General features: G+C 71.2%; 25 protein-coding genes and 1 other RNA gene. 12 read left to right on the forward strand and 14 right to left on the reverse strand.

The features are described from left to right. The first annotated feature begins 193 nt into the window (after positions 1-193). Positions 194-1,351, forward strand: coding sequence for a sensor histidine kinase (locus tag KGD87_RS17830; protein ID WP_284661371.1), 1,158 nt, complete (start codon positions 194-196; stop codon positions 1,349-1,351). On the opposite strand, the gene KGD87_RS17835 is transcribed toward KGD87_RS17830, so the two are convergent. From KGD87_RS17835 to deoC, 4 genes are all read right to left on the reverse strand, one after another. Next, positions 1,352-1,996, reverse strand: a complete 645-nt coding sequence (locus KGD87_RS17835) for a hypothetical protein (protein WP_284661372.1) — start codon at positions 1,994-1,996, stop codon at positions 1,352-1,354. A 65-nt stretch (positions 1,997-2,061) separates the two neighbouring features. Beyond that, positions 2,062-3,789, reverse strand: coding sequence for a phospho-sugar mutase (locus KGD87_RS17840; protein WP_284661373.1), 1,728 nt, complete (start codon positions 3,787-3,789; stop codon positions 2,062-2,064). A 65-nt stretch (positions 3,790-3,854) separates the two neighbouring features. Then, entirely contained in the window at positions 3,855-4,247 is a 393-nt protein-coding gene (locus KGD87_RS17845) for a TraR/DksA family transcriptional regulator (RefSeq protein WP_284661374.1), read from the reverse strand. 15 nt (positions 4,248-4,262) lie between these two features. Beyond that, positions 4,263-5,084 (reverse strand): deoxyribose-phosphate aldolase, encoded by an 822-nt coding sequence (gene deoC, locus KGD87_RS17850; RefSeq protein WP_284661375.1) that lies wholly within the window; start codon positions 5,082-5,084, stop codon positions 4,263-4,265. Between the two features lie 114 nt (positions 5,085-5,198). Between deoC and KGD87_RS17855 the strand changes: the two genes are divergently transcribed. Genes KGD87_RS17855 through KGD87_RS17865 form a run of 3 tightly spaced genes read left to right on the forward strand, consistent with a single transcriptional unit; the run spans position 5,199 to position 7,991 of the window. After that, positions 5,199-6,395 carry a ComEC/Rec2 family competence protein gene (locus KGD87_RS17855; RefSeq protein ID WP_284668651.1) on the forward strand — a complete coding sequence of 399 codons (1,197 nt, stop codon included), beginning with the start codon at positions 5,199-5,201 and terminating at the stop codon, positions 6,393-6,395. Further along, on the forward strand, positions 6,392-7,732 hold the full coding sequence (locus KGD87_RS17860; protein WP_284661376.1) for a ComEC/Rec2 family competence protein: 1,341 nt from the start codon (positions 6,392-6,394) through the stop codon (positions 7,730-7,732). The genes KGD87_RS17855 and KGD87_RS17860 overlap by 4 nt, the downstream gene beginning before the upstream one ends. Before the next feature lie 13 nt (positions 7,733-7,745). Beyond that, positions 7,746-7,991 carry a DUF3006 domain-containing protein gene (locus KGD87_RS17865; protein ID WP_284661377.1) on the forward strand — a complete coding sequence of 82 codons (246 nt, stop codon included), beginning with the start codon at positions 7,746-7,748 and terminating at the stop codon, positions 7,989-7,991. 4 nt (positions 7,992-7,995) lie between these two features. Here the strand turns inward: KGD87_RS17865 and KGD87_RS17870 are convergent, their stop codons facing one another. Beyond that, positions 7,996-9,714, reverse strand: a complete 1,719-nt coding sequence (locus tag KGD87_RS17870; RefSeq protein ID WP_284661378.1) for an AgmX/PglI C-terminal domain-containing protein — start codon at positions 9,712-9,714, stop codon at positions 7,996-7,998. A gap of 148 nt (positions 9,715-9,862) precedes the next feature. Between KGD87_RS17870 and KGD87_RS17875 the strand changes: the two genes are divergently transcribed. Further along, the gene (locus KGD87_RS17875; protein ID WP_163787487.1) at positions 9,863-10,159 is read left to right on the forward strand and encodes a TIGR02300 family protein; all 297 of its coding nucleotides are present in this window, start codon (positions 9,863-9,865) and stop codon (positions 10,157-10,159) included. An 87-nt stretch (positions 10,160-10,246) separates the two neighbouring features. Here KGD87_RS17875 and KGD87_RS17880 read toward each other — a convergent pair whose 3' ends face one another. Together KGD87_RS17880 and KGD87_RS17885 are read right to left on the reverse strand one after the other, a co-directional pair. Then, positions 10,247-10,411: a hypothetical protein gene (locus KGD87_RS17880; protein ID WP_284661380.1), complete on the reverse strand. Its 165-nt coding sequence runs from the start codon at positions 10,409-10,411 to the stop codon at positions 10,247-10,249. Between the two features lie 121 nt (positions 10,412-10,532). Continuing rightward, positions 10,533-11,315, reverse strand: a complete 783-nt coding sequence (locus KGD87_RS17885) for a cupredoxin domain-containing protein (RefSeq protein ID WP_284661381.1) — start codon at positions 11,313-11,315, stop codon at positions 10,533-10,535. 166 nt (positions 11,316-11,481) lie between these two features. Here KGD87_RS17885 and KGD87_RS17890 point away from each other — a divergent pair, with 166 nt between their 5' ends. Both KGD87_RS17890 and KGD87_RS17895 read left to right on the forward strand, forming a co-directional pair. Beyond that, a complete protein-coding gene (locus KGD87_RS17890; RefSeq protein WP_284661382.1) occupies positions 11,482-12,213 on the forward strand; it encodes a zinc ribbon domain-containing protein in 732 nt (243 codons plus the stop codon). Positions 12,214-12,231: 18 nt separating this feature from the next. Then, positions 12,232-12,870 (forward strand): ribonuclease HI family protein, encoded by a 639-nt coding sequence (locus tag KGD87_RS17895; RefSeq protein ID WP_284661384.1) that lies wholly within the window; start codon positions 12,232-12,234, stop codon positions 12,868-12,870. 37 nt (positions 12,871-12,907) lie between these two features. Here KGD87_RS17895 and KGD87_RS17900 read toward each other — a convergent pair whose 3' ends face one another. Next, positions 12,908-14,236, reverse strand: coding sequence for a reverse transcriptase family protein (locus KGD87_RS17900; RefSeq protein WP_284661385.1), 1,329 nt, complete (start codon positions 14,234-14,236; stop codon positions 12,908-12,910). 283 nt (positions 14,237-14,519) lie between these two features. On the opposite strand from KGD87_RS17900, the gene KGD87_RS17905 reads away from it, so the two are divergent. Together KGD87_RS17905 and rnpB are read left to right on the forward strand one after the other, a co-directional pair. Next, positions 14,520-15,803, forward strand: a complete 1,284-nt coding sequence (locus KGD87_RS17905; RefSeq protein WP_284661386.1) for an RNA polymerase sigma factor — start codon at positions 14,520-14,522, stop codon at positions 15,801-15,803. A 70-nt stretch (positions 15,804-15,873) separates the two neighbouring features. Next, positions 15,874-16,269: RNase P RNA component class A (gene rnpB / locus KGD87_RS17910), an RNA gene on the forward strand. Between the two features lie 26 nt (positions 16,270-16,295). Here rnpB and KGD87_RS17915 read toward each other — a convergent pair. Continuing rightward, positions 16,296-16,853: a hypothetical protein gene (locus tag KGD87_RS17915; protein WP_284668652.1), complete on the reverse strand. Its 558-nt coding sequence runs from the start codon at positions 16,851-16,853 to the stop codon at positions 16,296-16,298. A 69-nt stretch (positions 16,854-16,922) separates the two neighbouring features. On the opposite strand from KGD87_RS17915, the gene ftsY reads away from it, so the two are divergent. Then, on the forward strand, positions 16,923-18,488 hold the full coding sequence (ftsY, locus tag KGD87_RS17920; protein WP_284661387.1) for a signal recognition particle-docking protein FtsY: 1,566 nt from the start codon (positions 16,923-16,925) through the stop codon (positions 18,486-18,488). Between the two features lie 9 nt (positions 18,489-18,497). Here the strand turns inward: ftsY and KGD87_RS17925 are convergent, their stop codons facing one another. Continuing rightward, positions 18,498-20,393, reverse strand: a complete 1,896-nt coding sequence (locus KGD87_RS17925; protein ID WP_284661388.1) for a M1 family aminopeptidase — start codon at positions 20,391-20,393, stop codon at positions 18,498-18,500. A gap of 53 nt (positions 20,394-20,446) precedes the next feature. On the opposite strand from KGD87_RS17925, the gene KGD87_RS17930 reads away from it, so the two are divergent. Further along, on the forward strand, positions 20,447-21,043 hold the full coding sequence (locus KGD87_RS17930; protein WP_284661389.1) for a hypothetical protein: 597 nt from the start codon (positions 20,447-20,449) through the stop codon (positions 21,041-21,043). Between the two features lie 51 nt (positions 21,044-21,094). On the opposite strand, the gene KGD87_RS17935 is transcribed toward KGD87_RS17930, so the two are convergent. Then, positions 21,095-22,144, reverse strand: a complete 1,050-nt coding sequence (locus KGD87_RS17935; RefSeq protein WP_284661390.1) for a PEGA domain-containing protein — start codon at positions 22,142-22,144, stop codon at positions 21,095-21,097. Between the two features lie 82 nt (positions 22,145-22,226). Between KGD87_RS17935 and KGD87_RS17940 the strand changes: the two genes are divergently transcribed. Further along, a complete protein-coding gene (locus KGD87_RS17940; protein WP_284661391.1) occupies positions 22,227-22,769 on the forward strand; it encodes a hypothetical protein in 543 nt (180 codons plus the stop codon). Positions 22,770-22,836: 67 nt separating this feature from the next. On the opposite strand, the gene KGD87_RS17945 is transcribed toward KGD87_RS17940, so the two are convergent. The 3 genes from KGD87_RS17945 to KGD87_RS17955 form a co-directional block, all read right to left on the reverse strand. Then, the gene (locus KGD87_RS17945) at positions 22,837-24,360 is read right to left on the reverse strand and encodes a cellulose synthase family protein (protein WP_176420975.1); all 1,524 of its coding nucleotides are present in this window, start codon (positions 24,358-24,360) and stop codon (positions 22,837-22,839) included. Between the two features lie 325 nt (positions 24,361-24,685). Continuing rightward, positions 24,686-25,666: a D-alanine--D-alanine ligase gene (locus KGD87_RS17950; protein ID WP_284661392.1), complete on the reverse strand. Its 981-nt coding sequence runs from the start codon at positions 25,664-25,666 to the stop codon at positions 24,686-24,688. 251 nt (positions 25,667-25,917) lie between these two features. After that, positions 25,918-26,301, reverse strand: a complete 384-nt coding sequence (locus KGD87_RS17955) for a hypothetical protein (RefSeq protein ID WP_284661393.1) — start codon at positions 26,299-26,301, stop codon at positions 25,918-25,920.

The raw sequence follows: 26,301 nt of genomic DNA on the forward strand, positions 1-26,301 counted from the left end.
GCAATGGGCGATTCCGACGCGCCGGGACGAAGCGCGGCATGAGCCTCGCATAGACACATCGCGGTATCGGATCACGTACCGGACTGGACGCAGGCGCCCAGGGGGGGAGCTCCATCCAGGGCGAGAGAGGTCCGTAGGACGGCCTGGAACACCCGGGTGAAGGCTCACCTGGTCACCATGTAGGGGTGGCGTGATGCTGGAGACGACGGAGACCGGGACGTATCGGCCCCGGGTGCTGGCCGTGAACGTGGCGTCGGGTGGCATGGAGCGGCTGTGCTCCATCCTCGCGCCGGCGGGCTATGACGTGCTGAGGGCCAGCGGACTGGCGGCGGCGGCTCATCAGTCCGCGGACCTGGTGCTGCTCGACGTGGAGCGCCCCGGCACGGACGGCCTCGCGACGTACCGGCGCCTCCAGGACGCGCTGGGAAGCCCGGCCCTCCCCGTGCTCATGCTGACGCCCAGCGCGGACCGGGAGACGCGCCGCGAGGTGCTCGAGGCGGGCGTGGATGACCTGCTCATCACCGAGCCCCTGGACCCGCTGGAGCTGAAGGTCCGCATCCACACGCTGCTGGAGCTCAAGGCGCACCGCGAGCGCGGTGGCCAGCGCGCCGAAGCGCTGCAGGACCCGCGCGTCCGCTGGGTGGAGATGGAGCGGCTGGCCCGCGTGGGCACGCTGGCCGCGGACGTGGCGCAGAACCTGGGCCGCGTGGGCGAAGGACTCCAGCGGGCGCTGGAGCACGTGCGCGTGCGCGCGTCGCAGGGCCTGCCGCCGGACGCCGACGAGCTCAAGAAGCTGGGCGTGGCGGGCGAGCAGATGCGCCTGCACGGACAGCACCTGCTGTCGCTGGGCCCCACCAGCCCCAAGGACATCCAGCGCTTCGACCTGCGCGACCTCATCCCCGCGGTGGTGGAGCGGATGCGTGACGCCGGCCGCCTGGGCACCGCCGAGGTGCAGGTGCAGTTGCCGGACGAGGCCATCGCCGTCGTCTTCAACCGCCGCCAGTTGGAGCAGGTGGTGGTGGAGCTGCTGGCCAACGCGGTGGACGCGGTGGAGGACGTGACGGACCGCCCGCGGCGCATCCACGTGGGCGTGGAGCTGCCGGACATCTTCGGGGACTTCGGCCCGCGCCTGTACGTGAAGGACACAGGCATCGGCATCTTCGAGGACGAGCTGCAGGCCGTCTTCGAGCCCTACTACACGACGAAGGCGCCCGAGAAGGGCGCCGGGCTGGGCCTCACCGTCGCGCGCACCCTGGTGGAAGCCATGGGCGGCGCGGTGGCGGCGAAGAGCCGCGTCAACCTGGGCAGCACCTTCACGGTGGAGCTGCCCGAGCAGACGTCGTCCTGGTAGCTAGAAGCGGTAGGCGACGCCGAAGAGCGCCTCCAGCGTGAACTCGGTGTCGTCGATGTCCGGGATGACGCCGGGCCCTAGCCGGATGTTGAAGGTGACGCCCAGTTGGCGGTTGACGAAGTACTCCAGGCCGCCGCCCACGAGGATGGGGAACACCGGGCCGATTCCCTCGCCGAAGTAGACGTGGAAGGGGATGTCCAGGCCCAGGTTCACCATGACGGCGCTGCCGGCGGGGATGCCCACCACCAGCCCCACGGGCAGCGCCAGGCCCACGTCGGTGTCGCGGCGGTTGAAGTAGAAGAACGGGCCCGGCTGGAAGGTGAGCGCCAGGGAGAAGTTGCGCTCCTGGATGAGCTGCAGCCGCATCCACGCCTGGAGCTTGATGCCCGGGTCCGTGTAGCGGACCCAGCCCTCGCGGCCCCAGTTGAAGTTGAACTTGCCGCCAATGTCGAAGCGCTCCGAGCCGCCGTGCAGCAGGCCCAGGGAGATGCCGGGCCAGCCAATCTGGCCGTGAAAGGCGGTGTTGCCCCGTCCCAGCGTTTCACCGGCGAGGACGGACCAACCCTGTCCCCCGCGCTGCGCCAGCGCGGTGGCGGGGAGGGCCAGGAAGCAAGCGAGGAGGACTCCGGGGAGCAGTCGCTTCACACAGTACCTTTCTACGAAGGCCGCCTCGGGGGGCGGGCGGTGGGTGTGGTGCCGCGTCACTAGACTCACGCTGGCTGCCCGCGCTCACGCGCGAGGCCGAGGAAAGCATCAATGAAGCGGGCCAGCCGGGACTCGGCGCGCGCACGCGCCTGGGCCAGGGGCTCACCGTCGGTGAGCGTCTCCTTCAGCTCGAAGTAGTATTTGATCTTCGGCTCGGTGCCGGAGGGCCGCAGCGTGACGCGGCCGCCGCTCTCCAGCTCGAGCGCGACGACGTTGGACGGTGGCAGGCCCCGCTCGCCCTTCTTGTAGTCCCTCACGGCGCGGACGGCGTCACCGCCGATGTCCTTCGGCGGCGAGGCACGGAACGCGTCCATGATGCCGCGAATGATTTGCGCGCCCGCCGCGCCGGGGAACGTGAAGTTGCGCTGCGCGCCCACGTAGAGGCCATGCGCGCGCTGAATCTCCTCCAGGTAGCCCAGCACCGTGGCGCCGCGCGCCTGGCACCACGCCGCCAGGTCCGCCATGACGAGCGCCGAGCCCACGCCGTCCTTGTCCCGCGTCACCGTCCCCACCGTGTAGCCCAGCGCCTCCTCGTAACCGAAGACGAAGCGGGTGCCCTCGGCCTGCTCGCGCTCCAGCGCGCGGTTGGCGATCCACTTGAAGCCGGTGAGCACCTCGTCACACGCGGCGCCCAGCGAGCGCGCGATGTCACCCAACTGCGCCGAGGAGACGATGGTGGTGACGACGTGGGGCTTGCCCTGCTTCGCTCCCTGGGTGAGGACGTAGTGGCCCAGCAGCACGCCTACCTCGTTGCCCGTGAGCAGCCGCAGCGCGCCGTCCGCGTCGCGCGCCATGACGGCCAGCCGGTCCGCGTCCGGGTCATTGGCCAGCACCACGTCCGCCTTCACGCGCTCGGCGGTGGCGGTGGCCAGGTCCATGGCGCCCGGCTCCTCCGGGTTGGGGAAGCGCACGGTGGGGAAGCGGCCATCCGGCTGCTGCTGCTCGGCCACGGGGGTGACGCGCGGGAAGCCCGCCTCGCGCAAGGCGCGCACGGCCCAGACGCCGCCCACGCCGTGCATGGCGGTGTAGACGATGGACAGCGACTCGGAGCCCTTGCCCACCACGCGCAGCCCCAGGATGGCGCGCACGTAGGCGTCGCCGATGGCCGCGGGCAAGTCCCGCCACAGGCCCCTGGCGCGCGCATCCGCTGGCGTCAGCAGCGGCACGCGGTTGGCGGGCTCCACCCGGGCGATGGCGGAGGCGATGCCCGTGTCATGCGGCGGGATGATTTGCGCGCCGTTGCCCCAATAGACTTTGTAGCCGTTGTACTCGGGCGGGTTGTGGCTGGCCGTCACCATGACGGCCGCGGCGGCGTTGAGGTGCAGCGCGGCGAAGGCCACCAGCGGCGTGGGCACCGGCTCCGGGAAGACGTGGGCGGGGATGCCCTCGGCGGCCAGCACCGCGGCGGTGTCCTCGGCCAGCTCCACGCTCAGGTTGCGCGCGTCGCGGCCCACCACCACGCCCCGGGTGGCGACGTCCGGCACCTGCGCCTTGAGGTAGCGCGCCAGGCCCGCGGTGGTGCGGCGGATGACGGCGCGGTTCATCCGGTTGGGACCGGCGCCCAGCACGCCGCGCAGTCCCGCGGTGCCGAACTCCAGGTCCTGCGAGAAGCGGTCCTCCAGCTCCGCCCAGTCCGCCTCCGCGAGCAGCGCCGCCAGCTCCGCCGCGGTGGACGGGTCCGGGTCCGCCTGACGCCACGCCTCCGCCCGCTCCTTCAGTCCGGTGGTGTCCATGAGCCCTCGAAGCCTCGTCTAGCCGTTGAGGGCGCGCGACGCACACTGGCTCGCACGCCGGTTGTTCAGGTGTAATCGGTCAGCTTGCTGCGGGTGGCGCGGCCCTTGGGACCGTCCTTGTTGCCCTGGCACGTCACGCAGAACTCCGCGTAGGGCATGGCGCGCAGCCGGCCGAACGGAATCTCGTCGCCGCACTCCTCGCACTCACCGTAGCCATCCGGGTCCTCGCGCAGCTTGCCCAGCGCCTTGAGTACGCGGGCCAGCACGCCATCCATGTTCCGGTTCCGGTTGGAGGCGATGGCCTGCATCATCTCGTTGAGCGGCTGCTCGTCCTCGTCGCCGCCGATGCGCGCGTCATCGGTGCGGTTCGGCTCGATTCTCGACGGCGTCTTCTCCGTCAGCTCCGAATGGAGCGCGAGCAGCAGCGCCTTGAGTTCCTCTCGCTGTTTCGCGTTCACGGTGTCCGCCCCGGGTCAGTACTTCGCGGTGGAGGTCTGCCCGGAGACGATGGCCACCGACGCGGACGCACCCAGGCGGTTGGCCCCCGCGCGCAGCATCTTCAGCGCGTCCTCGGCGGAGCGGATGCCGCCCGACGCCTTCACGCCCACCGTGTCCCCCACCACCCGGCGCATCAGCGCCACGTCCGCCTCGGTGGCCCCGCCCGGACCGAAGCCCGTGGACGTCTTCACGAAGGCGGCGCCCGCGGCCTTGGAGAGCGAGCAGGCGATGACCTTCTCCTCGTCCGTCAGCAGGGACGTCTCCAGGATGACCTTCACCGGCACGGGCCGGCTGGCCTCCACCACGGCGGCGATGTCCTGGTGCACCAGCGCGTAGTCGTGCGCCTTGAGCGCGCCCACGTTCAGCACCATGTCGATTTCCCGCGCCCCGGCGCGAATGGACTCCCGGGCCTCGAAGGCCTTGGCGGACGGAAGCGAGGCGCCCAGCGGAAAGCCCACCACGGCGATGGGCAGCGTGGACGTGCCGGCCAGCACCCGCGCCGCGGTGGCCACGTGCGTGCTGTTCACGCAGACGGTGGCGAAGCCGTACTGGCGGGCCTCCTCGGCCACCTTCACCACGTCCTCGGCGCGAGCCTCGGGCTTGAGCAGCGTGTGGTCGATGTACGGCGCCAGGTCCGCGTGGGAGCGCACCGTGTCCAGGTCCACCCGGGCGGTGGACGGCCCCGACGCGGGAGCGCTGTCCCCAGGCGTCTGCCCCTCCTTCCACGCCTCGAGCCGGCGGCGCGCCTGGTTGGCGATGTCCTCGACGAAATGGAAGAGGTCTTCGGAGTCGGACATGCCCGGCCCCTTAGCCCACTTCCAGGCCCTCGGGAAGCGCTCGCAGGAGAAGCGCGCCTGCTCCGGGCCCCTGGGTGTCAGAGGGGGGAGCGGAGCGGTAGAGTCGGCCTCGTGATGTCCTTTGTCCGGTGGCTCGCACTCCTCGTCCTCCTCCTCGCCTCGACTCCGGGCCAGGCCCTGGCCCAAGCCGCCGGCCAGCCCCTCACGGTCCATTTCTTCGACGTGGGCCAGGGGGACGCCGCGCTCATCATCTCCCCCACCGGCAAGACGGTGCTCATCGACAGCGGCCCGCCCGACGCGCGGCACCGCCTGGAGCAGCGGCTGCGCGAGCTGGTGAAGGCGCCGCTGGACCTCGCCATCCTCACGCACCCCCACCTGGACCACCTGGGCGGCATGTCCTCCGCGCTGCGCTCGGTGGGGGCGCGCCGCTTCATGGACCCGGGCTTCGACCACCCGAGCGAGGCGTACCGCGACCTGCTCAACGTCGTGGGTGACGAGGTGGGCCAGGTGATGACGCCCGTGCCCAACCCGCAGGACCCGCGTTCGCTGGTCACCATTGGCCTGGGAGATGGCGCGGCGCTCACCGTGCTGTGGCCGCGCGTGCCAGAGGACCCCTTCCTCACGGGCACCCGCTCGGACCCGAACTCCAACTCCATCGTCGCCAAGCTGACCTACGGCAAGACAGCGTTCCTCTTCACCGGCGACGCAGAGCCGGACACCGAGGCCACGCTGCTGCGCAAGCCCATCGACCTCACCTCCACCGTGCTGAAGGTGGCCCACCACGGCGGTCGGCACTCGTCCACCGCGGGCTTCCTGGCCGCGGTGAAGCCCCAGGCCGCGGTCATCTCCGTGGGCGCGAAGAACGACTACGGCCACCCCACCCCGGCGGTGCTGGAGCGCCTGCGCGCGGTGAAGGCCACCGTGTTCCGCACCGACCAGGACGGCGAGGTGGTGGCGACCAGCGACGGCAACGTCGTCTCCCTGCGCGCGGAGAAACGCGCCGGAGCCTCGGAGCGGGTTCCCGGCGGCGTGAAGGTCGGCCCGGTGGCGCTGGGCCCCATCACCCGGGGAACGCGCCGGACCAGCACGCCCCGTGGGCGCGACGCCCCGCCCCCCCCGGCGGAGGCCCCCGGCACCGACACCACGCAACGCGGCACGGACGCGCCCCGATACTTCAGCCTCAAGGGCAGCAAGGTGTTTCACAAAGAGAGCTGCCGGACCCTGAAGCGCTCCAAGTCGAACCGCACCGCCTATTCGAGCCGCGCCGAAGCCGTGCGCGAGCGCCGCCCCGCCGAGGATTGCCATCCATGAGTTCCCGCCCGCGCCTCCTCCTCGCCGTTCTGCTGGCACTGGCGGCCTGCAAGGAACCGCCGCCTCCGCCGCAGCCGGTGGCGACGCGCCAGGCGGAGCGCCCCCGGCGCTACTTCGGGGGCACCCCGGACGGGAAGCTCCACGTCTACTTCTTCGACGTGGGCCAGGGTGACGCCGCGCTCATCGTGTCGCCGGATGGGTACACCGCGCTGGTGGACGCGGGCCCCGCCTCCTCGGCGGAGCACCTGGTGAACCGGCTGCCCGAGCTGCTCACGCAGCGGCTGGACCTGGTGGTGCTCACCCACCCGCACTCGGACCACCATGGCGCGCTGGAGCCGGTGCTGAAGCGCGTGGGCGCCCGGCAACTGCTGGAGCCGCAGCTGGGCGCCACGCCCAAGGCGTATGACACCCTGCTCGGCGACGTGGCCAGCCAGGGCGTGGAGTTCATCTCCCCGTCCCCCTCCCCCGCCACGCCCAACGCGCTCCAGCGGCTGCCCCTGGGCGCGGGCGTGTCCCTCACGGTGCTGTGGCCCCGCGCGCCCACCGAGCCGCTGCTCGACGTGCCCGAGGCGGCGCTGGAGGCGAACTCCGTCATCCTCCGGCTCACCTATGGGGACACCGCGGTGCTCTTCATGGCGGACGCGCATGCCCGGACGGTGGACCACCTGCTGGCGCGCAACGCCCCCATGCAGGCCACGCTGCTCAAGGTGGCCGCGCACGGCACCGAAGGGCCCACCTCCGCCGCCTTCCTGTCTGCCGTGGGGGCTCGCGCCGCCGTCATCTCCGCGGGCGAAGGCAACCTGATTGGCGCCCCCGCGCCAGTCACCCTCAAGCGCCTGGAGGCCACCGGCGCGCAGGTGTTCCGCACCGACATGCACGGCGAGGTGCAGGTGGTGAGCGACGGGAAGACGCTCGTCGTCACCCCGCAGCGGCTGTCCGCCGGCGTTCCGGAGGACACCCGCTACAGCTACCCGGGCCTGGGCACGCCCACGCCCCGGGACACCGCGCTCGCGGGGGATTCCCGGCGCTCGACGGACCGCTCCGGCACGCGTGACGCTTCGGGCAAGCAGCCCACGGGGAAGATGTACACCCTGAGCCTCGACGACCCGGCAGGCGACGGCGCGCCGCCCTCGAGCGCGGGCTCGCGCTCGCGTAGCGGAGCCTCTGGCTCAGGCGCCGTGAAGGTGGGGACCTACGTCGGCAGCAGCCGCAGCGACGTGTTCCACAAGCCCAGCTGCCGCAACGTCGTGAAGATCAAGTCATCGAACTTGGTGACCTTCTCCAGCCGGGAAGAGGCCTCGCGCGGACGGCGGCCTGCCCGGGACTGCAACCCCTGAGGAGCCACGACCCATGACGACCCGGGCCACGCTGGACCGCATCGAAGACGACCTCGCCGTGCTGGTGGTGGAGGGCCGTGAGGTGACGCGCCCCCTGAGCGAGCTGCCCGCCGGCCTTCGTGAGGGAGACGTGCTCGACCTCGACACCCTGAAGGTGGACCGGGAGGCCACCGAGGCCCTGCGCGAGGAGGTGCGCAGGGCCCGCGAGCAGGCGACCCGCGGCAAGAAGCCGCCGCCGGCCGGGAGCTTCGACCTCTAGACGGCTACATCGACTTGGAGAGGACCAGCGGAATCTCCAGGTCCACGTCCTCGCCGGCGAAGGCGGAGAAGACCATGCCCTTCGCGCGGTCGCGGATGCAGGTGCCCACGGGGCTGTTGCGGTTCAGGTCCTTGCGGTCGAGCGTGACCGCCGTCACCGTGCCCGAGCTGCCCACGGTGGCCGTCAGCGTCACCTTCCCGCCCTTGAAGGACGGGTTCTTCCGCAGCTCGGCCTCCACGCAGTCCCGGAAGGCGGGCTGCGTCTTCGCCAGCACGCGCTCCACCTCTTCGTCGGACGGGCCGCCGATCTCCTCGGTGTCGGCGGCGGCCACTTCCTCGCCGCCGCGCACCGCCGGGTCCACGTCCTTCTTGTCCGGGTCCACGTAGACGGCCTCCAGGGCCCCCTTGGACGGCGCCGCGGCGGCCTCCGGGTCCGCGACCGCGCCGGTGTCGGCGGGCGCGGCGGCCGGGCGCTTCTTGCCCTCGGCGGGCGGCTTGGGGGGCGCGGGCGGCGGCTCGCGGCCCATCAGCTTGTCGCGCAGCGCGCCCACGCCTTCCGACGAGAAGACGGGCTGCTCCACCGTGTTGCCGCTGGCGTCCACCGTCTGCACGCGCAGCGGCACCACGCCCAGCGTCTCCGACAGGACATACGCCAGGCCCAGCGGGACGATGAGCAGCAGCAACGCGAAGACGGCGTACTTCCAGGCGGGGTTGCGGCGGGTGACGCCCGACTTCTTGGCGAAGTGACGCGTGTCCTGCACGGCCTTGCCGTCGTCGTCATCCTCGTCGCCGCCCAGCGCGGCCCGCGGGTCGTCGCCGCCCAGCGCGCCGTCGTCGTCCTGGGGCTCCTCGTCGTCACCGCCGTCGCGGTTGCCCGGCAGGTCCAGGTCGGAGAACAGCGCGTCGTCCAGCGGCGCGGCGTTGGCGGACTGGGGCTGCTGCGCGCGGCGGGTCACCTGGGCCTGCTGCTGAGCCTGCGGCTGGGCGCGAGGCAGGGGGTCGCCATAGTAGGTGTTGTCCGGCGCTTCTTCCTCGTCCGGCCAGGGCTGCTCGGGCTCGGCGTGCCGCGGCTCGGGCTCCGGCTCGGGTTCCGGGATGAAGGCCTGCGGCTCCGGCTCCCGGCGGGCGGGCGCGCCGCGCGAGGGACGGGCGGGCTCGGACGGAGGCGGCGCCGCGATGGGGGGCGGCGGCGGGGGCGGCTCGGCGGCGGGCGGCGGCTCGAAGAGGCCGGCCAGCTCGGGGATGTCCGAACCGCGCTTCCAGTCCGCCATGCCCTGCTGCCAGAAGAAGCTGCGGCCATTCACGGTGCCGGTGGCCATCAGCTCACGGAGGGCGCCCTCGTCCAGCGGGCCCTCCTGCTTGTTGCGCACCATGACGAACCAGGGCGACCCGGTGGCCTTCATGGGCGCGGCGCGCGTGGGCTCATCATCCCAGGGCGTCTGCAGCGCGGCCGCGGGCGCCTTCGCCACCGGGGCGGCCGTGACGGGCGCGCTGATGACGGCCGCCGGGGCGGCGGCGGGCTCGGGCTCCGCCAGGGAGCGCTCCTGCGCGCGGATGCGTTCCACGTCCGCGAGGGACACCACGCGGGTGTTCTCCTCCTCGGCGGGCCCTTCGACGGTGATGACGTTCTGGCAGTTCTTGCAGCGGACCTTGACCGTCTTGCCGCGGACCTTTTCGTCCGCAATGGAATACCGCTTCTGGCAATTGTCGCAGGTAAAGTTCAAGAGGGGCGTCCAGCTTCCGGGGGAAAACGCGGTCGCGATGCTACCGCTAGAATTCTCCGGCGCAAACCACAGGTTGACTCTGTCTTGCGGCCCAACTATTGAGCCGCCCTCCCCCCTGTCTTCACTCGCCTTTTACACAAGGTGGCGAATGCCGGCGAAGGACCTCGGAACAAAACACGTCTGCTACAAGTGCCAGACGAAGTTCTACGACATGAAGAAGCCGGACCCGATCTGCCCGAAGTGTGGTGCGGATCAACGGGAAAGCCCGGCACTCAAGCCCCAACCGGAGGGAAGGCGTAGCCGTCTGGCAGCCGCCCCGAAGGTCATCGAGCCCATTGAGCCGGAGGAACCCGCCGGTCGCAATGAGGAGGACGAGGAGGAAGGACTCGACTCCTTCGATGATGACGAAGCAGCGGGAAGCGAATCCGAAGAGGACGAAGTCTAGGTCCGCGAGAAACGAGGGGCTCCACGGCGCAAGCCGGGAGCCCCTTCGCTTTTCAGGCCGTGGCGCTCGCGCCCGGACGACCTGGCTTCAGTTGGACGAGACGGGCGTCAGCTCCAGCAGCGCGCGGCGGAGCTGCTCGTACAGGGTCGGCCCCATCTCCTGCATGCCAATGGGCCGGACCGCCGCCTTGCGGGGCGCCTCCAGGCCACGCATGCCGCTGCTCGGGAGTGCTTGCTTCTTTGGCTGCTGCATGACTCGGCCCCCTCTTCTCGGACGTGACTTCCGCCGTCCGTATAACAATTTTTCTGCTGGAACGGAAACCCCAATCAATTCGCGGCTTCTCAACCTTTTAGACGGCGAGCGCCGGAATCCTTCATGGCGACGGACGGGCGGGCGACTTCAAGTCGGCCACCGGCCACTCCGCGTCCACCTGGACGCGCTCGCCGGCGCGAACCGTCACGGTGCGGGCTTCTTCCGGGAGCCGCTCGTGCCAGAGGACCAGGGTGTGGGTGCCCTCGGGGACCTCCAGTTGGAAGCGCCCGTCCGCGCCGCTGGTCGCGAAGTACCCGTGGTTGAAGGTGCGCACGCGCGCGCGCATCCACGGGTGGATGTCACAGTGGATGGGGACCTCGCCCGGCTCGGCGGGCAGCTGCCGCTTCACCGTCATGCCCTCCAGCGGCATGGCCACGTTGAAGAAGGCGCGGTTCGTGCCGGAGGCGGCGCGGACGTTGTGGACCAGCGGGTCCGAGTTGCGGATGACCAGGGTGCTTCCGGCGCGAGCGGCCAGCACGGGCGGGTCATAGATGCACTGCTTCTGGTCCAGCACGGGCTCCGGCGCGGCGCGCCGGGCCGCGGGCAGCGCGTGGCCGTCTCTCAGGGAAACCACGGTGTGGGCCAACGCGCCCTCACTGCCCACCCTGAGCGTGCGCTCCTCCGTCTCCTCGCCGCACACGGAGACGACGGTGCCCGTGGTGGGCTGCCGCGCGGGCGCTGGGGGCGTGCCGTCGAGACGGACGCGCCCCTCGATGGTGCCCCACTTCGTGTTCGTGGCGGCGGGCGCGGCGGCCGGCGCGGTGGTGGTGGGCTGCGGGGACGCGGGCTCCTTGCAAGCAGGAGCGAGCGCGCAGAGAACGACGACGAAGGATGGACGAAGCACGCGCTCCGGTCTAACGGGTGCGTGAAGCTGTTTCAAATGCGGCATGGCAGCGAGGGCCACGAGGGATGACTCATGGCCCATTTGGACGTTGGACCCTCATCATCCTTGTTGGTACAAGAGCTCGGCCGTTGCCGTACACGGTGCGGCCCTGTGGGAGGCAGCAACTTTGCGGGAGAAATTGAAAGCGCTGGCGGAGCTGCAGAATGTGGACCTCGAGGTCGCCTCGCTCCGGAAGGCCGCGGACGTTCACCCCCGTCAGATTGCCGAGTTGGAGCGGGAACTGGGTGTGGCCCGCAGTGCCATCGAGGCGGAGCGGGCGCGCGTCTCCGACATGGAGAAGCAGAAGGCCCAGCTCGAGCAGAACATCACGGACGAGAAGGACAAGGTGAAGAAGTGGGAGACGCGGCTCAGCGAGCAGCGCTCCACCCGCGAGTACTCCGCCCTGGCCCGTGAAATCGACATCGCCAAGAAGGCCAATCTGACGATGGCGGAGGAGCTGGCGGAGCTGACGAAGCAGCTCGGCGGCGCCCGCGAGGCCATCAAGGGCAAGGAGGCCGACTTCGCGACGAAGCAGCAGGGCCTCTCCGGCCGGATGACGGAGCTGCGCGGCAAGCTGGGCGAGGCCGAGTCCCAGGTGAAGGGGCTGGAAGGCCGCCGGGCCGAAGTGGCCTCGGCCGTGGATACCACCCTGCTGCGCCGCTACGAGGTGGTGCGCAAGAAGAAGCTGCCCGCCATGGTCGGCGTGGTGGCCGGCACCTGCCAGGGCTGCAACATGAACGTGCCCCCGCAGCTCTACAACCAGCTCCGCACCGGGCTGGGCACGGACGTCTGTCCTTCTTGCAACCGCATCATCTACGCGGTGGAAGCGCTGCAGGAAACCCCGGCGGCGGCGAAGTAGCGGCACGGCTTCGTGGACATGCCCGCGCCGTCCATCATCGACATCCTCCGCCACATCGCGCGTGAGGAGCCGTTGCAAGGGACGGTGCGAGAGTTCCGAGGCCTCACCCGGGAGCACCTCGGGCAGCTCATCGAGGAGGCCGCGCAGCGGCTCGGCGGGATGCCGCCGGCCTCCGCCGCGGCGACGAAGGGCACGCAGGAGCCGGCTGGGGCGGTGAGCCCGCCGGTGGACGCGGCGCCTGCTGCTGAGTCGCATCCGCGGCTGCGCGTCTACTCGGACGGCGCGGCCCGGGGCAATCCAGGGCCCGCGGGCGCGGGCGCGGTGCTGATGGACCCCGCGGGCAACGTGGTGGCCCGGCTGGGGCGGTTCCTGGGACATCAGACGAACAACAGCGCGGAGTACATGGGCCTCTTGCTGGGCCTGAAGCACGCGCAGTCCCTGGGCGCGCGCGAGCTGGACGTCTACGCGGACAGCGAGCTGCTGATTCGGCAGCTCGGCGGGCGCTACCAGGTGAAGAGCCCGACGTTGAAGCCGCTGTACGAAGAGGCGCGGAAGCTGCTCAAGGGCTTCACCAAGGTGAAGCTGCACCACGTCCCCCGCGCGCAGAACGCCGAGGCGGATGAGATGAGCAACCGCGCGATTGACGAGCGGATGTAGACCTTCCAGGGACGACATCGGTCGAAAGGCGCGGGCGTCAATCCCACACAATCTGGTCGAAGGCGGCGCGCAGCTTCGCGCCTCGGGCCGGGTGCAGGTGTGCGACCCAAGCGATGCGGCCCAGCAGGTGCGCGCGGAAGTCGGGATGGTCCTCGGTGTTCTGACTCTCGGGGCCTCGCGTGCGGCACAGGTGGAGAATGGCCTTCAGCCGCTCGTAGTCCGCGCGGCGGACGGAAGGATGCGCATTCACCACCACGCCCGCGAGCCGCTGCTGGGCGCTTCGGTGCATCACCCGCGTCTTCCCTGCGCGCGGCGTGAAGCCCTCATCGCGGAGAATCAGGCTCACGTACCGCAGCAACTTGTGCGTGCGCCGGGCCAAGGCGTCACCCCCCGAGAACGCCAGGTCATCCGCGTAGCGCGTGTACCGCGCGCCCATGGCAGCGGCGAGCGCCGACAGCCGGACATCGAGCCGGTACGCCGCGAGGTTGGCCAGCGCGGGCGACGTGGGCGCGCCCTGTGGCAGGTGACGCGATTCGAGCCTCCGCGCCAGACGCCAGCACGCGCTCGCCTCGGCGAGTGAATCCGGACGCCGCGCCTGCGACACCACCGCGCCAGGCGCGCGGTTCGTGCAGAGTCCCGCGAGCGCACGCACCACGCCATCCGGATACCCCGCCGTGCGGAACACCGCCCAGATTCGCGCGGGCCGTACGGAGAAGAAGAAGTCCTCCAGGTCCACCCGCACCACCACGGCCTGCCGGACGTGGGGCCCCGCGAAGCTGCGGACATTTCGGCCCGCGACGAAGCCATGCGCGGCGTCATGCGGCGGGATGTGGTCCAGGATGCCGTGGAGCACCTTGCGCTGTACCAGCGACAGGTCCAATCCCGGCCGCTCCAGCAGGCGCTCACCGCCGCTGCGCTTCGGAATCCAGGTGTACCGGTAGCGCCGCCAGCGCCCTGGTGGAGACGTGCGCTCGATGCCCGGCACATCCGCCAGCCAGTCCAACTGAGGCCCCGTCACGCCCAGCCACGCCGCGAGGTCGGCCTGGGTCGGCAGCTCAGGCACGGGCCACGGTTGCCGCGCCATCCGCGGCTCGGAGGCAATCCAGCGCACGATGCGCGCACGCGCCGACGGGTCCATGAAGCCCCGCGTGAACGCGGGGCGCGAAGCCAACAAGTCCCCGAGCAACTCCATCCGCGCATGCGGTGGACGCGGGAAGAAAATCACCGCGCTGCGCGCCAGGGACGACACCCACGGTGCTCGTCCTCCGACGACCTCCGTGCCCCTTTCAACGAGCCCCTTGAGCGTCCAGGGCCCGGCGAGGAACGCGGACGCGAGCGCCTGAGCCACGACGCGCCGCTCGCTCATCTTCCACACTCACGCCATGCGGCGGCGTGGCCCCACCTGTCGTGTCTTGCGTGGCCCGAACCGCGGCTTGCCGCGGAGACGGCCGCGCGTGACGGTGTGCTCCTGATGAGTTGTCCCCGGGGGTACCCCGGAGAGGCAGCGGACCGCAGCATCACGGACCGGCTACCCGCTGGGTCTCCAAGCCGCCGCATGGCCCACCGACGGTACACGTCGCCCTCTCAAAAGGAAACGCCGCGCGCGCACGCCCCTTGTGCCGTAGGCGAACGGTGATTGAGTTGCGCCCGTGACGGCTTCCACCGAGACACAGCGGGCCATTCAAGCAGTCTGGCGAATCGAGTCAGCCCGCCTCATCGCGGGGCTCACGCGAATGGTGCGCGACGTCGGCCGCGCGGAGGAGCTCGCCCAGGACGCGCTCGTCGCCGCGCTCGAGAAGTGGCCGGAGTCGGGCGTCCCGGACAACCCGGGCGCGTGGCTCATGGCCACCGCCAAGCGCCGCGCCATTGACGAGCTGCGCCGGGGCAAGCTCCTCGAGCGCAAGCATGAGGAGCTCGGTCACGAGCTGGAGTCGCTGCAAGGCATGGCCGCGCCGGACCTGGACGCCGCGCTCGACGACGTCGTGGGCGATGACCTGCTGCGGCTGATGTTCATCTCCTGCCACCCGGTGCTCTCCAAGGAGACGCGGGTGGCGCTCACGCTCCGGTTGCTCGGAGGCCTGACGACCGAGGAGATTGCCCGCGCCTTCCTCGTCCCCGTCCCCACCGTGGCCCAGCGCATCGTCCGCGCCAAGCGCACGCTCGCGGAGGCACGAGTCCCCTTCGAGGTCCCCGAAGGCGACGCGCTGGCCGCCCGCATGTCTACCGTGCTGGAGGTCATCTACCTCGTCTTCAACGAAGGCTACTCGGCGACGGCCGGCGACGACTGGATGCGGCCCGCGCTCTGCGAGGACGCCCTTCGCCTGGGCCGCATCCTGGCGGGGCTCGCGCCGAAGGAGCCGGAGGTCCATGGCCTCGTCGCGCTGATGGAGCTTCAGTCGTCACGCGCGCGGGCCCGCGTGGGGCCAAAGGGAGAGCCCGTGCTCCTGCTGGAGCAGAACCGAGGGCTCTGGGACCAGCTCCTCATCCGCCGGGGCCTCGCGGCGCTCGAACGCGCCGAGGCGCTGGGAGGCGCCCAGGGCCCATATGCGCTCCAGGCCGCCCTCGCCGCGTGCCACGCCCGGGCGCGCACGGCCGAGGCCACCGACTGGCCACGCATCGCCGCGCTCTACGACACGCTGGCCCAGGTCGTCCCCTCCCCTGTCGTGGAGCTCAATCGCGCGGTCGCCCATTCCATGGCGTTCGGCCCGGAGGCGGGCCTGGCCCTCGTGGACGCGCTGACCTCGGAGCCCTCGCTTCAGGGCTACCACCTCCTGCCCAGCGTCCGGGGAGACCTGCTCGGCAAGCTGGGGCGGATGGACGAGGCCCGCGCGGAGTTCGAGCAGGCCGCCGCCCTCACGGCGAACACGCGGGAGCGCGCGCTGCTCCTCGAACGGGCCGCCGCGTGCTCGCGCGGGACGGGGCGGCGTTCCTGACGGACGAGGGACGCCTCCCCACGCCCCGGAGTGGACCGCCCCTGCCCGGCTGTTGTAAGCGCTAGGTGCCGGAGCGGCCCGGGTGAACGCCGGCCACCGCAGTCATGGGTGGCGGGAGGAAAGTCCGAGCTCCAGAGGGCAGGGTGCTGGCTAACGGCCAGTCGAGGCGACTCGCAGGAAAGTGCCACAGAAAACAGACCGCCCGTTCCGCAAGGGGCGGGTAAGGGTGAAACGGTGCGGTAAGAGCGCACCGCGTCCGGGGTGACTCGGACGGCTCGGTAAACCCCACCTGGAGCAAGAGCCAATAGGAGCGCGTCCTCGCCGTCCGGAGGACAGGGATGGCCCGTCCCATGCGTTCGGGTTGCTCGCTGATGAGGCCCCTGGGCAACCAGGGCCCTAGATGAATGTTCACCGCCCATCCCGAAAGGGGTGGGGACAGAACTCGGCTTACACGGCCGCTCCGGCGTTTTCCCCTGCCCGTCCAGGCGCGACTCAGCGCGCCACGGGCACCTGGCCCAGCAGGACGCGGTCCTTGCCGTCGTTGCGCACGGCGTTCGGGTTGAGGATGCGCAGCCGGGAGTCCGTGCGCGGCTCCCAGAACCCCAGCCAGATGTTCAGCGCGCGGGCCGTCGAGCCGGGCGGCACGTAGATGGCGAACTCGTCCTTCACCGTCTCGCCGGGCTTCCACTGCGACGTGGGCAGCAGGCCGCCCGCGGGCTTGTGGTCCACGTTGATGCGCTCGGCGCGGCCGTCCGCGTCCTCCACGTGGACGAAGATGAGGTAGTCGTCGTCCATGGGCTGGAGCACCTTGAAGTAGAGCGCCACCTTCGCCTGGTCTCCGGCCTTCAGCCGGCCGGGCTCCACCGTGGCCCCCACCAGCTCCACCTTGCCTCCCAGGTTCGCACCGTTCTTCACGGACAGGGGCGGCACCTGGGTGACGGTGGCCGCGCGCCGCTCCTGCGCGCTGGCGCCGCCGGGCGCCTCCACGATGCAGGCGCTGCCGAGCAGCAGAAGCGACGGGAGCAGGACACAGGAGGGCTGGAGACGCATCACGACGGGGTTCTACCCGGCCACGGGCGCTGCATCCACCGGCGCGTTGGTGTATGCGAACCCGCGCACATGAAGACGCCCAACGCCCTCGACGCCCTGACCGCGCAGGTGCCGCCCGCCCCCCCTCCCGCTCCCACCCCGGGCGGGGGTTCCACGCAGCCGGGCACCGGCACGCCCCCCCCGGACAGCTCCCCCGCGGGCGACGTCGTGGGCATTGGCGCCGCCGCCCTCTTCGTCCTGCTGATGGTGCTGGCCGCCCGGAAGCTGTTCTTCCGCAAGCGCCCCGAGGAGAAGAAGCCCCCCACCGTCCCCTCCGCGGCCGAAAAGCCCGCCCTCCCCGCCGAGCAGCCCCGCCTGCGCGTGGAGCTGCCCCCCTCCGAGGCGGAGGCCGCCCGGCTCCGCGAGGCCGAGGAAGCCCGCCAGCGCGCCGAGGCCCTGGCCCGCCAGCGCGCCGAGGCCGCCCAGGCCGCCCGCGCCACCACGGACGCCGCCGAGCGCGCCCGGCTGGAGGAGGAGGCCCGCGCCCTCAAGGAGCGCGAGGAAGAGGAGAAGCGCGCCGAGTACCGCGCCAAGAAGGCCGCGGACGACGAGGCCCGGGAGCGCCGCAAGCGCGAGCAGGCCGAAGCCCAGCGGCTGATGGAAGAGGAGCGCGCCCGCGAGGCCGCCGCCGCCGAGGAGGCCCGCCGCGCCGAGGAGGCCGCCGCGCGCGCCAAGGTGGAGGCCGAGGCCGGCCGCACCCTGGCCCAGGGCCTGGACAAGACGCGGAACCAGGGCTTCATGGCCCGGCTCAACGGCCTGTTCGGCCAGCAGCGCCAGGTGGACGAGTCCGTCCTGGCGGAGCTGGAGGAAATCCTCTTCACCGCCGACATCGGCGTGCGCACCGCCAACCACCTGGTGGAGGTGGCCCGCGAGAAGCTCAAGCGCAACGAGCTGAAGGACCCCGAGCGCATCAAGGGCCTCATCCGCGACGAGGTCGCCCGCATCTGCGACTTGCCCGTCCCGCGCTCCCTGGAAGGCGGCGGCCCGCCGCACGTCGTCATGGTGGTGGGCGTCAACGGCGCCGGGAAGACGACGACCATCGGCAAGCTGGCCGCGAAGCTCACCAGCGAGGGCAAGAAGGTGGTGCTCGCCGCGGGTGACACCTTCCGCGCCGCCGCCACCGAGCAGCTGGACGTGTGGGCCGAGCGCGCCCAGGCCCAACTGGTGAAGGGCGCCGAGGGCACAGACCCCAGCGCCGTCATCTTCGAGGCCATCAAGAAGGCGAAGGAGGAAGGCGCGGACGTCATCATCGCGGACACCGCCGGCCGGCTCCACACCAAGGCCCCGCTGATGGAGGAGCTGAAGAAGGTGAAGCGCGTCATGGACAAGGCCCTGCCCGGCGCGCCGCACGAAGTGCTGCTGGTGCTGGACTCCACCAACGGCCAGAACGCGATTCAGCAGGCCAAGCAGTTCCACGAGGCCGTGGGCGTCAGCGCCATCGCCCTGACGAAGCTGGACGGCACCGCGAAGGGCGGCGTCGTCATTGGCATCTGCGACGAGCTCAAGCTCCCCGTCGTCTGGGTGGGCGTGGGCGAGAAGGTGGCCGACCTGCGCCGCTTCGAGCCCCGCGAGTTCGTCCGCGCCCTCTTCGACTGAGGGCCCGCGTCACTCCCCCATCAACCCGGGGATGAGCTGCTCCAGCAGCTCCTTCGACTGGGCGTCCATCTCCTGGAAGGCCTCGAAGCCCTGCAGGCCCTGGAGCGCCTCCAGGTCCATGCCGGGCAGCGACTGCAGGGCCTCCAGCCCCTCCAGGCCCTCGAAGCCGCCCAGCACCGACCCCAGACGGGGCTTGCCCAAATCCTCGTCGCCCTTCGCCTCCCGCCACCAGCGCGTGCGCAGCCGCTCCAGCGCGCTCGCGTTGGCGGGGCTCGCCTTCGCCAGCTCCTTCGTGAAGCAGTCCTTGCACGTCCACTTGAAGCGGTACGTATCCACGTAGGCGCGCAGGGCCTTGAGGAAGGCGGCGTCTCCCACCAGCTTCCGCGAGGCGTGGTGCAGCAGGGGCGCCTTGCCGTAGACGAGCGCGCCGTACTCCAGCTCATCCGCGAAGTGCCCCGTGGGCCGGTCCGCGCGGCCGTCCTTCCCGCCCGTCATCCGGTACAGGTGGTACTGCCCCACCAGCGTCTCCTGGCGCACCGACTCCGCCACCTTCTTGCCGTGCTTCCATTCGAGGTAGAGGAGCGCGGCGTACTGGGCCAGCGACTCGTCCACCACCGGCTCCAGGATGGGGTCCGAGCCCACGAGCCCCGCGAAGTACTGGTGCGCCACCTCGTGCGCCACGGTGAACTCCAGCGTGCGCTCCATGGCGCCGTTGAGCTGCCCCAGCACCCCGCCGCCACCCGCGCCCCCGCGCTGCCCCAACATGCCCAGCATCGCCTCCAGGTCCTCCATGCCCGGCATGCCGCCGCCCAGCATCTGGGAGGCCCCCGCCGCGCCGCGGTACAGCTGCGTCGCGATGGTGACCAGCCCTGGGAACTCCATGCCGCCCGCGCCTCCGGACAGTGGCGCCTGCACCACGCGGAAGTGCGTGTACGGCAGCGGCCCCAGCCGGCGCTCGAACTCCGCCAGCATCGACGTGGCGTGCTTCAACACGCGCTCGCCCGCGGCCTGGTCCGCCGCGGCGTAGTGGCTCTCCACCGTGACGCCATTCACCGTGGCGGTGGCGCTGGCGTAGCCCCGCGACACGAAGAGGGGAAAGTCGCGCACCGCGGCGGCGGCGAAGGCGTAGCGCACGCGCCCATCCCGCTCCGGGACTTCGCCCATGGGCACGCCCGTGGCGTGCACCGCCCAGCCCGTGGGCACGGTGACGGTGGCCAGCACGTGCGCTGGCTCGTAGAGGCCCAAGTCGCCAATCCCCTGCGGCCCCTCCCAGGGCTTGCCGTCCGCGCCCACCGGCGGCACCTGGGGCACCACGCCCACCAGGCTGATGAAGTCCGCCGTGGCGGAGAAGGCCCCGTGGTCGCCGCCCGAGGGACGCCCGCCCCCACCACCCATCAAACCGCCGAGGAGGCCGCCCGCGGCGCCCCCCGAGGGCGCGGCGGCGCGCGGCACCAGGCCCTCCACCGCGACGTCCAGCACCGCGGCGGCGCCCGGCGGCACGGGCTCGGACTCCAGCGACAGGCGATACAGCGTGGGCTCCGGCCGCTCCAGCGTGACGGGCCGGCCGCCCAGCTTCGCGTCCGACAGCGTCAACCGGCGGCCCTGCGCGTTGGGCGTCAGCCGCAGGTACAGCTCGGTGAGGGGGTGCTTCCGGGCCAGCACCTCCACCTGCACCCGGCCCTTCACCCCACGGGCCTCCGGGTCCACCTCCAGTTGCACGCGGTAGAGCGGCAGCTCCTCCAGGGGCCCCAGCGCCTTCGCGGCCCGCTCACGCTCCGCGGGCTTCAGGTGCTGGAGGCACAGCTGCACCTCGGGTGAGGCCGGGGGGTCCGCGGGCGCATTGCCCCACGCCAGCGTCCCGGAGAGCACACACCACAGCAGGCACCCATGGAGGAAGGTCCTCATGCGGCCATGCTAATTGACCCGGGTCACCCCTGCTCATCTACCCTGGACCTCCCATGCATTCTCGAACGCTCGTCATGGCCGCCGCCCTGGGGCTGATGGCCTGTGCGCGGCAGGTGCCCGCCTCGGCCACGCCCACCTCCACCTCGACCGAGCCCCGCGCCGTTCGGCTCCTGCTGGACACGCCCCCCCGGGAGACCCACACGCTCACCCAGCTGCGCGAGGACGTGGAGGTGGACGCCACCGAGGGTGAGCGCACGCCGCGCGTCGTCGCCACCGGTCAGACACCCACGCTGAGCCTGGGCGGACACCGGGCCCGCCTCTACGGCGACGCGAAGGGCACGCTCGGCATCTCCGTGGACAACTTCCTGCTGCTGGAGGTGCTGGACGCCCGTGGACAGGTGACCCGGCGCGCCACCGTGGGCTTCACCGAGGCGGTCCACATGGGCCGGGAGCTGGTGGACAGCGTGGGGCGCCGCGCCTTCACCTTCGAAGCGGGCGAGGTGGACATCACCCACCTGCTGCCCGACGCCGCCCCCTTCCAGGTCCGCGCGACCGCGCTGGACACCTGGGGCGTGGGACGGGTGAGCGACGTGTACCTGCTGCTCGCCCCGGGCAGCCGCTCCGACAGCGACGACCTGCGCGACCAGTAGCACCGTGGCGCCGTCCCGCCCACGTCGAGGGCGGGAGGCTTCACCGCCGCGTCAGAAGCGCAGCGCTCCGGCGGGCGCGGGCGCCTGAAGCCCCGCGCCTCCACCACGCACCGAGCGGATGCCGCCCAGCACCGCGTCACACCCGGCCGGGCCGCACACGTCCGTGGGGCTCAGCGGGCTGGCGCCACCGCCCTGCGTCGCCATCACCGCGCCCACCGTGCCGGCGGCCACCACCGCGCCAATGCCGGCCCACACGTACCAGCGGCCGTACCACGGCTTGGAGCCCTCCACCTCGGGCGTCTCCGGAGCCTCCGCGAACGACAGGCCCGGGGCCGGCTCGTCGTCGGGGTCCAGCTTGGAGGACGGCTCCAACACCGGGCTCTTCGGCACATCGGCGGTGGCCACGGACGTGTCCAGCAGGGGCCGCAGGTTGCCCGTCACCTCATAGTTCCGTCCCGCGAACACGGTGATGTTGTGCACGTCCGGCTTGAAGCCCGGCGCCCGGAACTCAACCTCGCGCGAGCCCGGACGCAGCAGCACGTTGGCCTGCGGCACGGCGCCCACCTTCTGCCCGTCCACCATCACCACCGCGTCCGCCACGTCCGCCGTCAGCGTGGCGAAGCCCATGGTGGCGTCCATGGACACCAGCACCTCCGCCTGCGTGCCCGCCTTCACGTCGATGCGCCGCGTGAAGTCGGCGTAACCCACCCGGCGCACCACCAGGTGGTGCTCGCCCGGGCGGACCTCCACCGGCACGATGGCCGAGGAGAGGACGCCGAACTCCTTCCCATCCACGAACAGCTTCGCGCCGCGCACGTTGCCCGTCATGCGGACGAGCACCTCCGTCTTCGCGGGCGTCAGCGGCGCCAGCAGCAGATCGTCCTGGGCCGCGGGCTTCTTCTTCCCCCTCGCGGGCGCCTTCGCGCGCACGGGCTTCTTGGCGGGTGCCTTCGCGGGCTTCTTCTTCACCACCTTGGGCTTGCCCGTCTTGGGCTTCGACGGCGTGGTGAGCGGCGCCAGGAAGTCATCCTGCGCGAGCGCGGCCGAAGGGGCGGCCAGGACAGTCACCAGGGCGAAGACGACGATGCGGTGGAGGCTCATGACGAACCGAAGGTTAGAGAGTCATCCCAAGGGAATCAAACAGAGTCCCAGGGCCTGTCGGATTGGGAGAATATCCGCCCCCATGCACCGCGTCCTGCCCACCCTGGCCCTCCACCTCAGCGTCCTCTCCCTCACAGCCTGCACCGCGAAGGCGCCGCCCAGGATAGTGCCCGTGCCCCCCGCGCCGCCCGCGGTGAAGATTCCCGCGGGCTGCGAGCAGAACCAGGGCGGCGAGTACCACCACGCGGGGAACCCCGCCTTCCGCTACTACGGTGACGATGACGGCAGCACACTCTCCCTCGCCGTCGTCCGCGCACATGACTCGGAAGCGGTGGACGCCCCGGACGCGGGCTCGCCGTCCATCGTCCTGCGGCGCACCCCCGCGGGCTTCGTGGGCGAAACGCGCGCCACCGGCTTCTCCGGCGCCGGGACGCCCTGCCCCGTCACCTTTCCGACAGAGGTGGTGCGATGCACGGACGCGGGCCTGACGCTGCGCTCGGCGACCAGCACCTCCATTGACGAGGACTGCCGCACGGCCCCCACGGGCGCCCCCAGCGTGCGGATGGAGCAGGTGCTGCTGCGGGGCCCGCCGGATGCGGGCAGTTCGCCGGACGCGGGCACGTAGAAACGCGAAAGGGGTGAGGCGGCGCGGTGCCAGCCTCACCCCCGTCTTCCCGAAGGAAGGACGCCGCTCAGGCCGCGCGGCGGGGCTGCTCGTCGGGGGTGTCCACCGCGGGGGTGGACTCCACCAGCTTCATCCGGCCGGACAGGCCCTGCAGCAGGCTGGAGCTGCCCACATACAGGAAGCCCGCCAGGAACAGGACGATGAAGGGCACCGACGTGTAGATGCGCGCGTCGATGGCGAACCACAGCGCGCCAGTGAAGTACGCGGCGAACAGCAGCTCCACCAGCGGCAGCAGCGTCTTGCTGCCCCGGTATGCCTTCTTGATGGTGACGGCCTTCTTGCCCTCGGCGCCCGTCTTCGGCGTGCGCGCGAAGCCGGACTGCTGGTTGAGCAGCGCCTCCGCCACGGCCTTGGCGTTGCTGATGGCCAGGCCGATGCCCAGGCTCATGAGGAAGGGCAGGTACTTCACCCGCTCCCACCCCTTGGCGCCGCGCTCACGCTGCGCCGCCACGTAGAAGAAGCAGACGCTGGCGGTGGCCGTGAGGAAGAAGGGCAGGTCCAGGAAGAGCGTGCCGTACAGGCCGTGCTGGAAGCGCACCACCATGCTGATGGGCATCAGCACCGACAGCAGCACCATCAACAGGTAGGCCATGTTGTTGGTGAGGTGGAAGAAGGCCTCGCGCTTCACGAGCAGCGGCAGGTCGCTCTTGAGGATGGTGGGCAGCAGCTTCTTCGCCGTCTGGATGGAGCCCTTGGCCCAGCGGTGCTGCTGGCTCTTGAAGGCGTTCATGTCCACCGGCACCTCGGCCGGGGAGATGACCTCCGGGAGGAACACGAACTGCCAGCCCTTGAGCTGGGCGCGGTAGCTCAGGTCCAGGTCCTCGGTGAGCGTGTCGTGCTGCCAGCCGCCCGCGTCGGAAATCGTGTCACGGCGCCAGATGCCCGCGGTGCCGTTGAAGTTGAAGAAGCAGCCAGAGCGGTTGCGGGCGGTGTGCTCGATGATGAAGTGCCCGTCCAGGAAGATGCTCTGGGCCTGCGTCAGCAGGGAGAACTCGCGGTTGAGGTGGCCCCAGCGCACCTGCACCATGCCCACCTTGTCGTCCGAGAAGAACGGCACGGTGCGCGTCAGGAAGTCCGGGCTGGGCACGAAGTCCGCGTCGAACACCGCCACGAACTGGCCCTTCGCCAGCTTCAGGCCGTTCTCCAGCGCCCCCGCCTTGAAGCCCTGGCGGTTGGTGCGGTGGATGTAGACGATGTCGTGGCCCTTCAGGCGCTGGCGCTCCACGCACGCACGGGCGATGCCGCACGTCTCGTCCGTCGAATCGTCCAGGACCTGGATTTCGAGCAGGTCGCGAGGGTAGTCGATGCGGCACACCGACTCCACCAGGCGCTCCACCACGTACATCTCATTGAAGATGGGGAGCTGGATGGTGACCTTGGGCAACGACTCCAGCGCGCCCTTCGGCGTCGGCAGCTTGAACTTGTGCCGGTAGTACAGGAACGCCATTCGGTACCTGTGCGAGCCATAGACTCCAAGCACGCCCAGGAGACTGAAATAAACGCCCAGAAAGATGATCTCGACGGTGGTCATCGGTGACGCTCAACCCCTGCCACAGCCCAGAGGGCCTGCGGTCCTTCCGTGCGGGTCGGCCCGGCTGATTCCGTCTCGCGCTTACCACCGCGAGATGGGTCGTCCAAGCCCCCACATCGTATGTACCCGAAATGACAAGGTTTTGACCTTCGGGGAGTGATCGGCGCCGGACAATAGGAACGCGTTCAAGGCCGTGTCAAACTATTCCCCGGAATTGAACGTTCCGTTCACGGGCACCTGACACCCTGCGTCACTCCCATCACACCCAGCTTGTGGCCCTGGCGCCGGGGTTGAAACGACGCCAGGGGTTGACCGACCTGAGGGGTCAGCTCACGGCCAGGAGCGGCGCGGCCCGGTCCGGCGGGGTCTCCACGGCGGGGGCTTCCAGGACTGCGGCCTCATCGCGGGTGGCGAGCGCCAGGATGCGCTCCGTCAGCGCGGCGAAGTCCAGCCCGGCCCTGGCGGCGATTTTCGGCAGCAGGCTGGTGGGGGTGAAGCCCGGCAGCGTGTTCACCTCCAGCACCACGTCGTTCTCCGTGTCCGAGCACAGCAGGTCCACCCGCGCCTGCCCGCGGCAGCCCAGCGCGCGGTAGGCCGCCAGCGCCAGCGCCTCCACGTTGGCCACGCGCGTGGGAGACAACCGGGGTGGGCAGAAGTACGCGGCCCCGCCCTTGTACTTGGCGTCGAAGTCGAAGCCGTCGCGCGGCGTGGCCACCTCGCAGCTGCCCAGCACCTGGCCGCCGAGGAGGCCCACCGTGACTTCACGGCCCGCCACGTAGCGCTCCACCAGGGCCTCGCCGCCGAACCGGCTGGCCTGCGCCACCGCGGACGCCAGCGCCTCCGGCTCACGCACCACGGCCAGCCCCACCGACGAGCCGCCGCACGCGGGCTTCACCACGCACGGGAAGCCCAGGTCGCCGTGCAGGGCCAGGGCGCGCCACGCGTCCTCGCGCGCCACCGTGTAGCCCTGGGGCGTGGCCAGGTTGTGCAGGCGGAAGAGCCGCTTGGCGAAGGGCTTGTTCATGGCCAGCGCCGACGCCAGCACGCCCGAGCCCGTGTACGGCAGCTCCAGCAGCTCCAGCAGGCCCTGCACCCGGCCGTCCTCGCCCATGCGCCCGTGCAGCGCGACGAAGGCCACGTCCAGTTCGGCCGCGCGCAGTGCCCGGTCCAGGCCCGGCCCCGCGAAGATGCGAGTCACCTGATGGCCTCGGGACTCGAGCGCCGCCACCACGGCCTCTCCCGTCTTGAGCGAAATCTCCCGCTCCTCGCCCCACCCGCCCATCAGCACTCCCACGCGCTTGCCCATGTCGATGTTGCCTCCTGGGCGGAGCACAGAGCACGGATGATGCCAGCCACGGGACGGCCTGGCGGAGCGGGACGGGCCCGTCGGAAATCACCTCGGAGGAGGGACTCCAGCCACGCCATGCCGACAGAGCAGGCGTGTCCTCCGGGCCGCGGCGTGGCCGGGGCGACACGGAACGGGCGGCGCACGTGGGGCCGCCCTGCTCCTACGCTCCGAGCTTCGAACCTGCGAGGACGCGGTCAGCCGGTCGGAAACTACGGCACCAGGATGGGCGCGGGCTCCAGGATGGGCCCTGGCTCCTCGATGGACCCCGTCATGACGCTTCCCGGCGCAGGGGAGCTCCCCGCGTCGGGGGCGTCGCCGGAGCCGGCATCGTCGGAGCCCGCATCGGAGCCAAGGCCGCCGTCGGTTCCCGAATCGGTGCCAAGACCGCCGTCGGTGCCCGAATCGGCGCCCCCGTCGGACGGCGCGGCGTCGTCGGAGACGCACGCGTTGTCGACGCAGGTGTAGCCCTCCAGGCACTGGTAGAGCTCATCGCAGGGCTGCCCTTCCTCGTCGAAGTCGACGAGGAGGCTGCACGCGGACAGCCCGGTGCCCAGGGCCATGAAAGCAACGAGGTTTCGCAAGGGACGGCGCAT

It is taken from the genome of Myxococcus sp. SDU36, assembly GCF_030168875.1.
Lineage (GTDB): Bacteria > Myxococcota > Myxococcia > Myxococcales > Myxococcaceae > Myxococcus > Myxococcus vastator.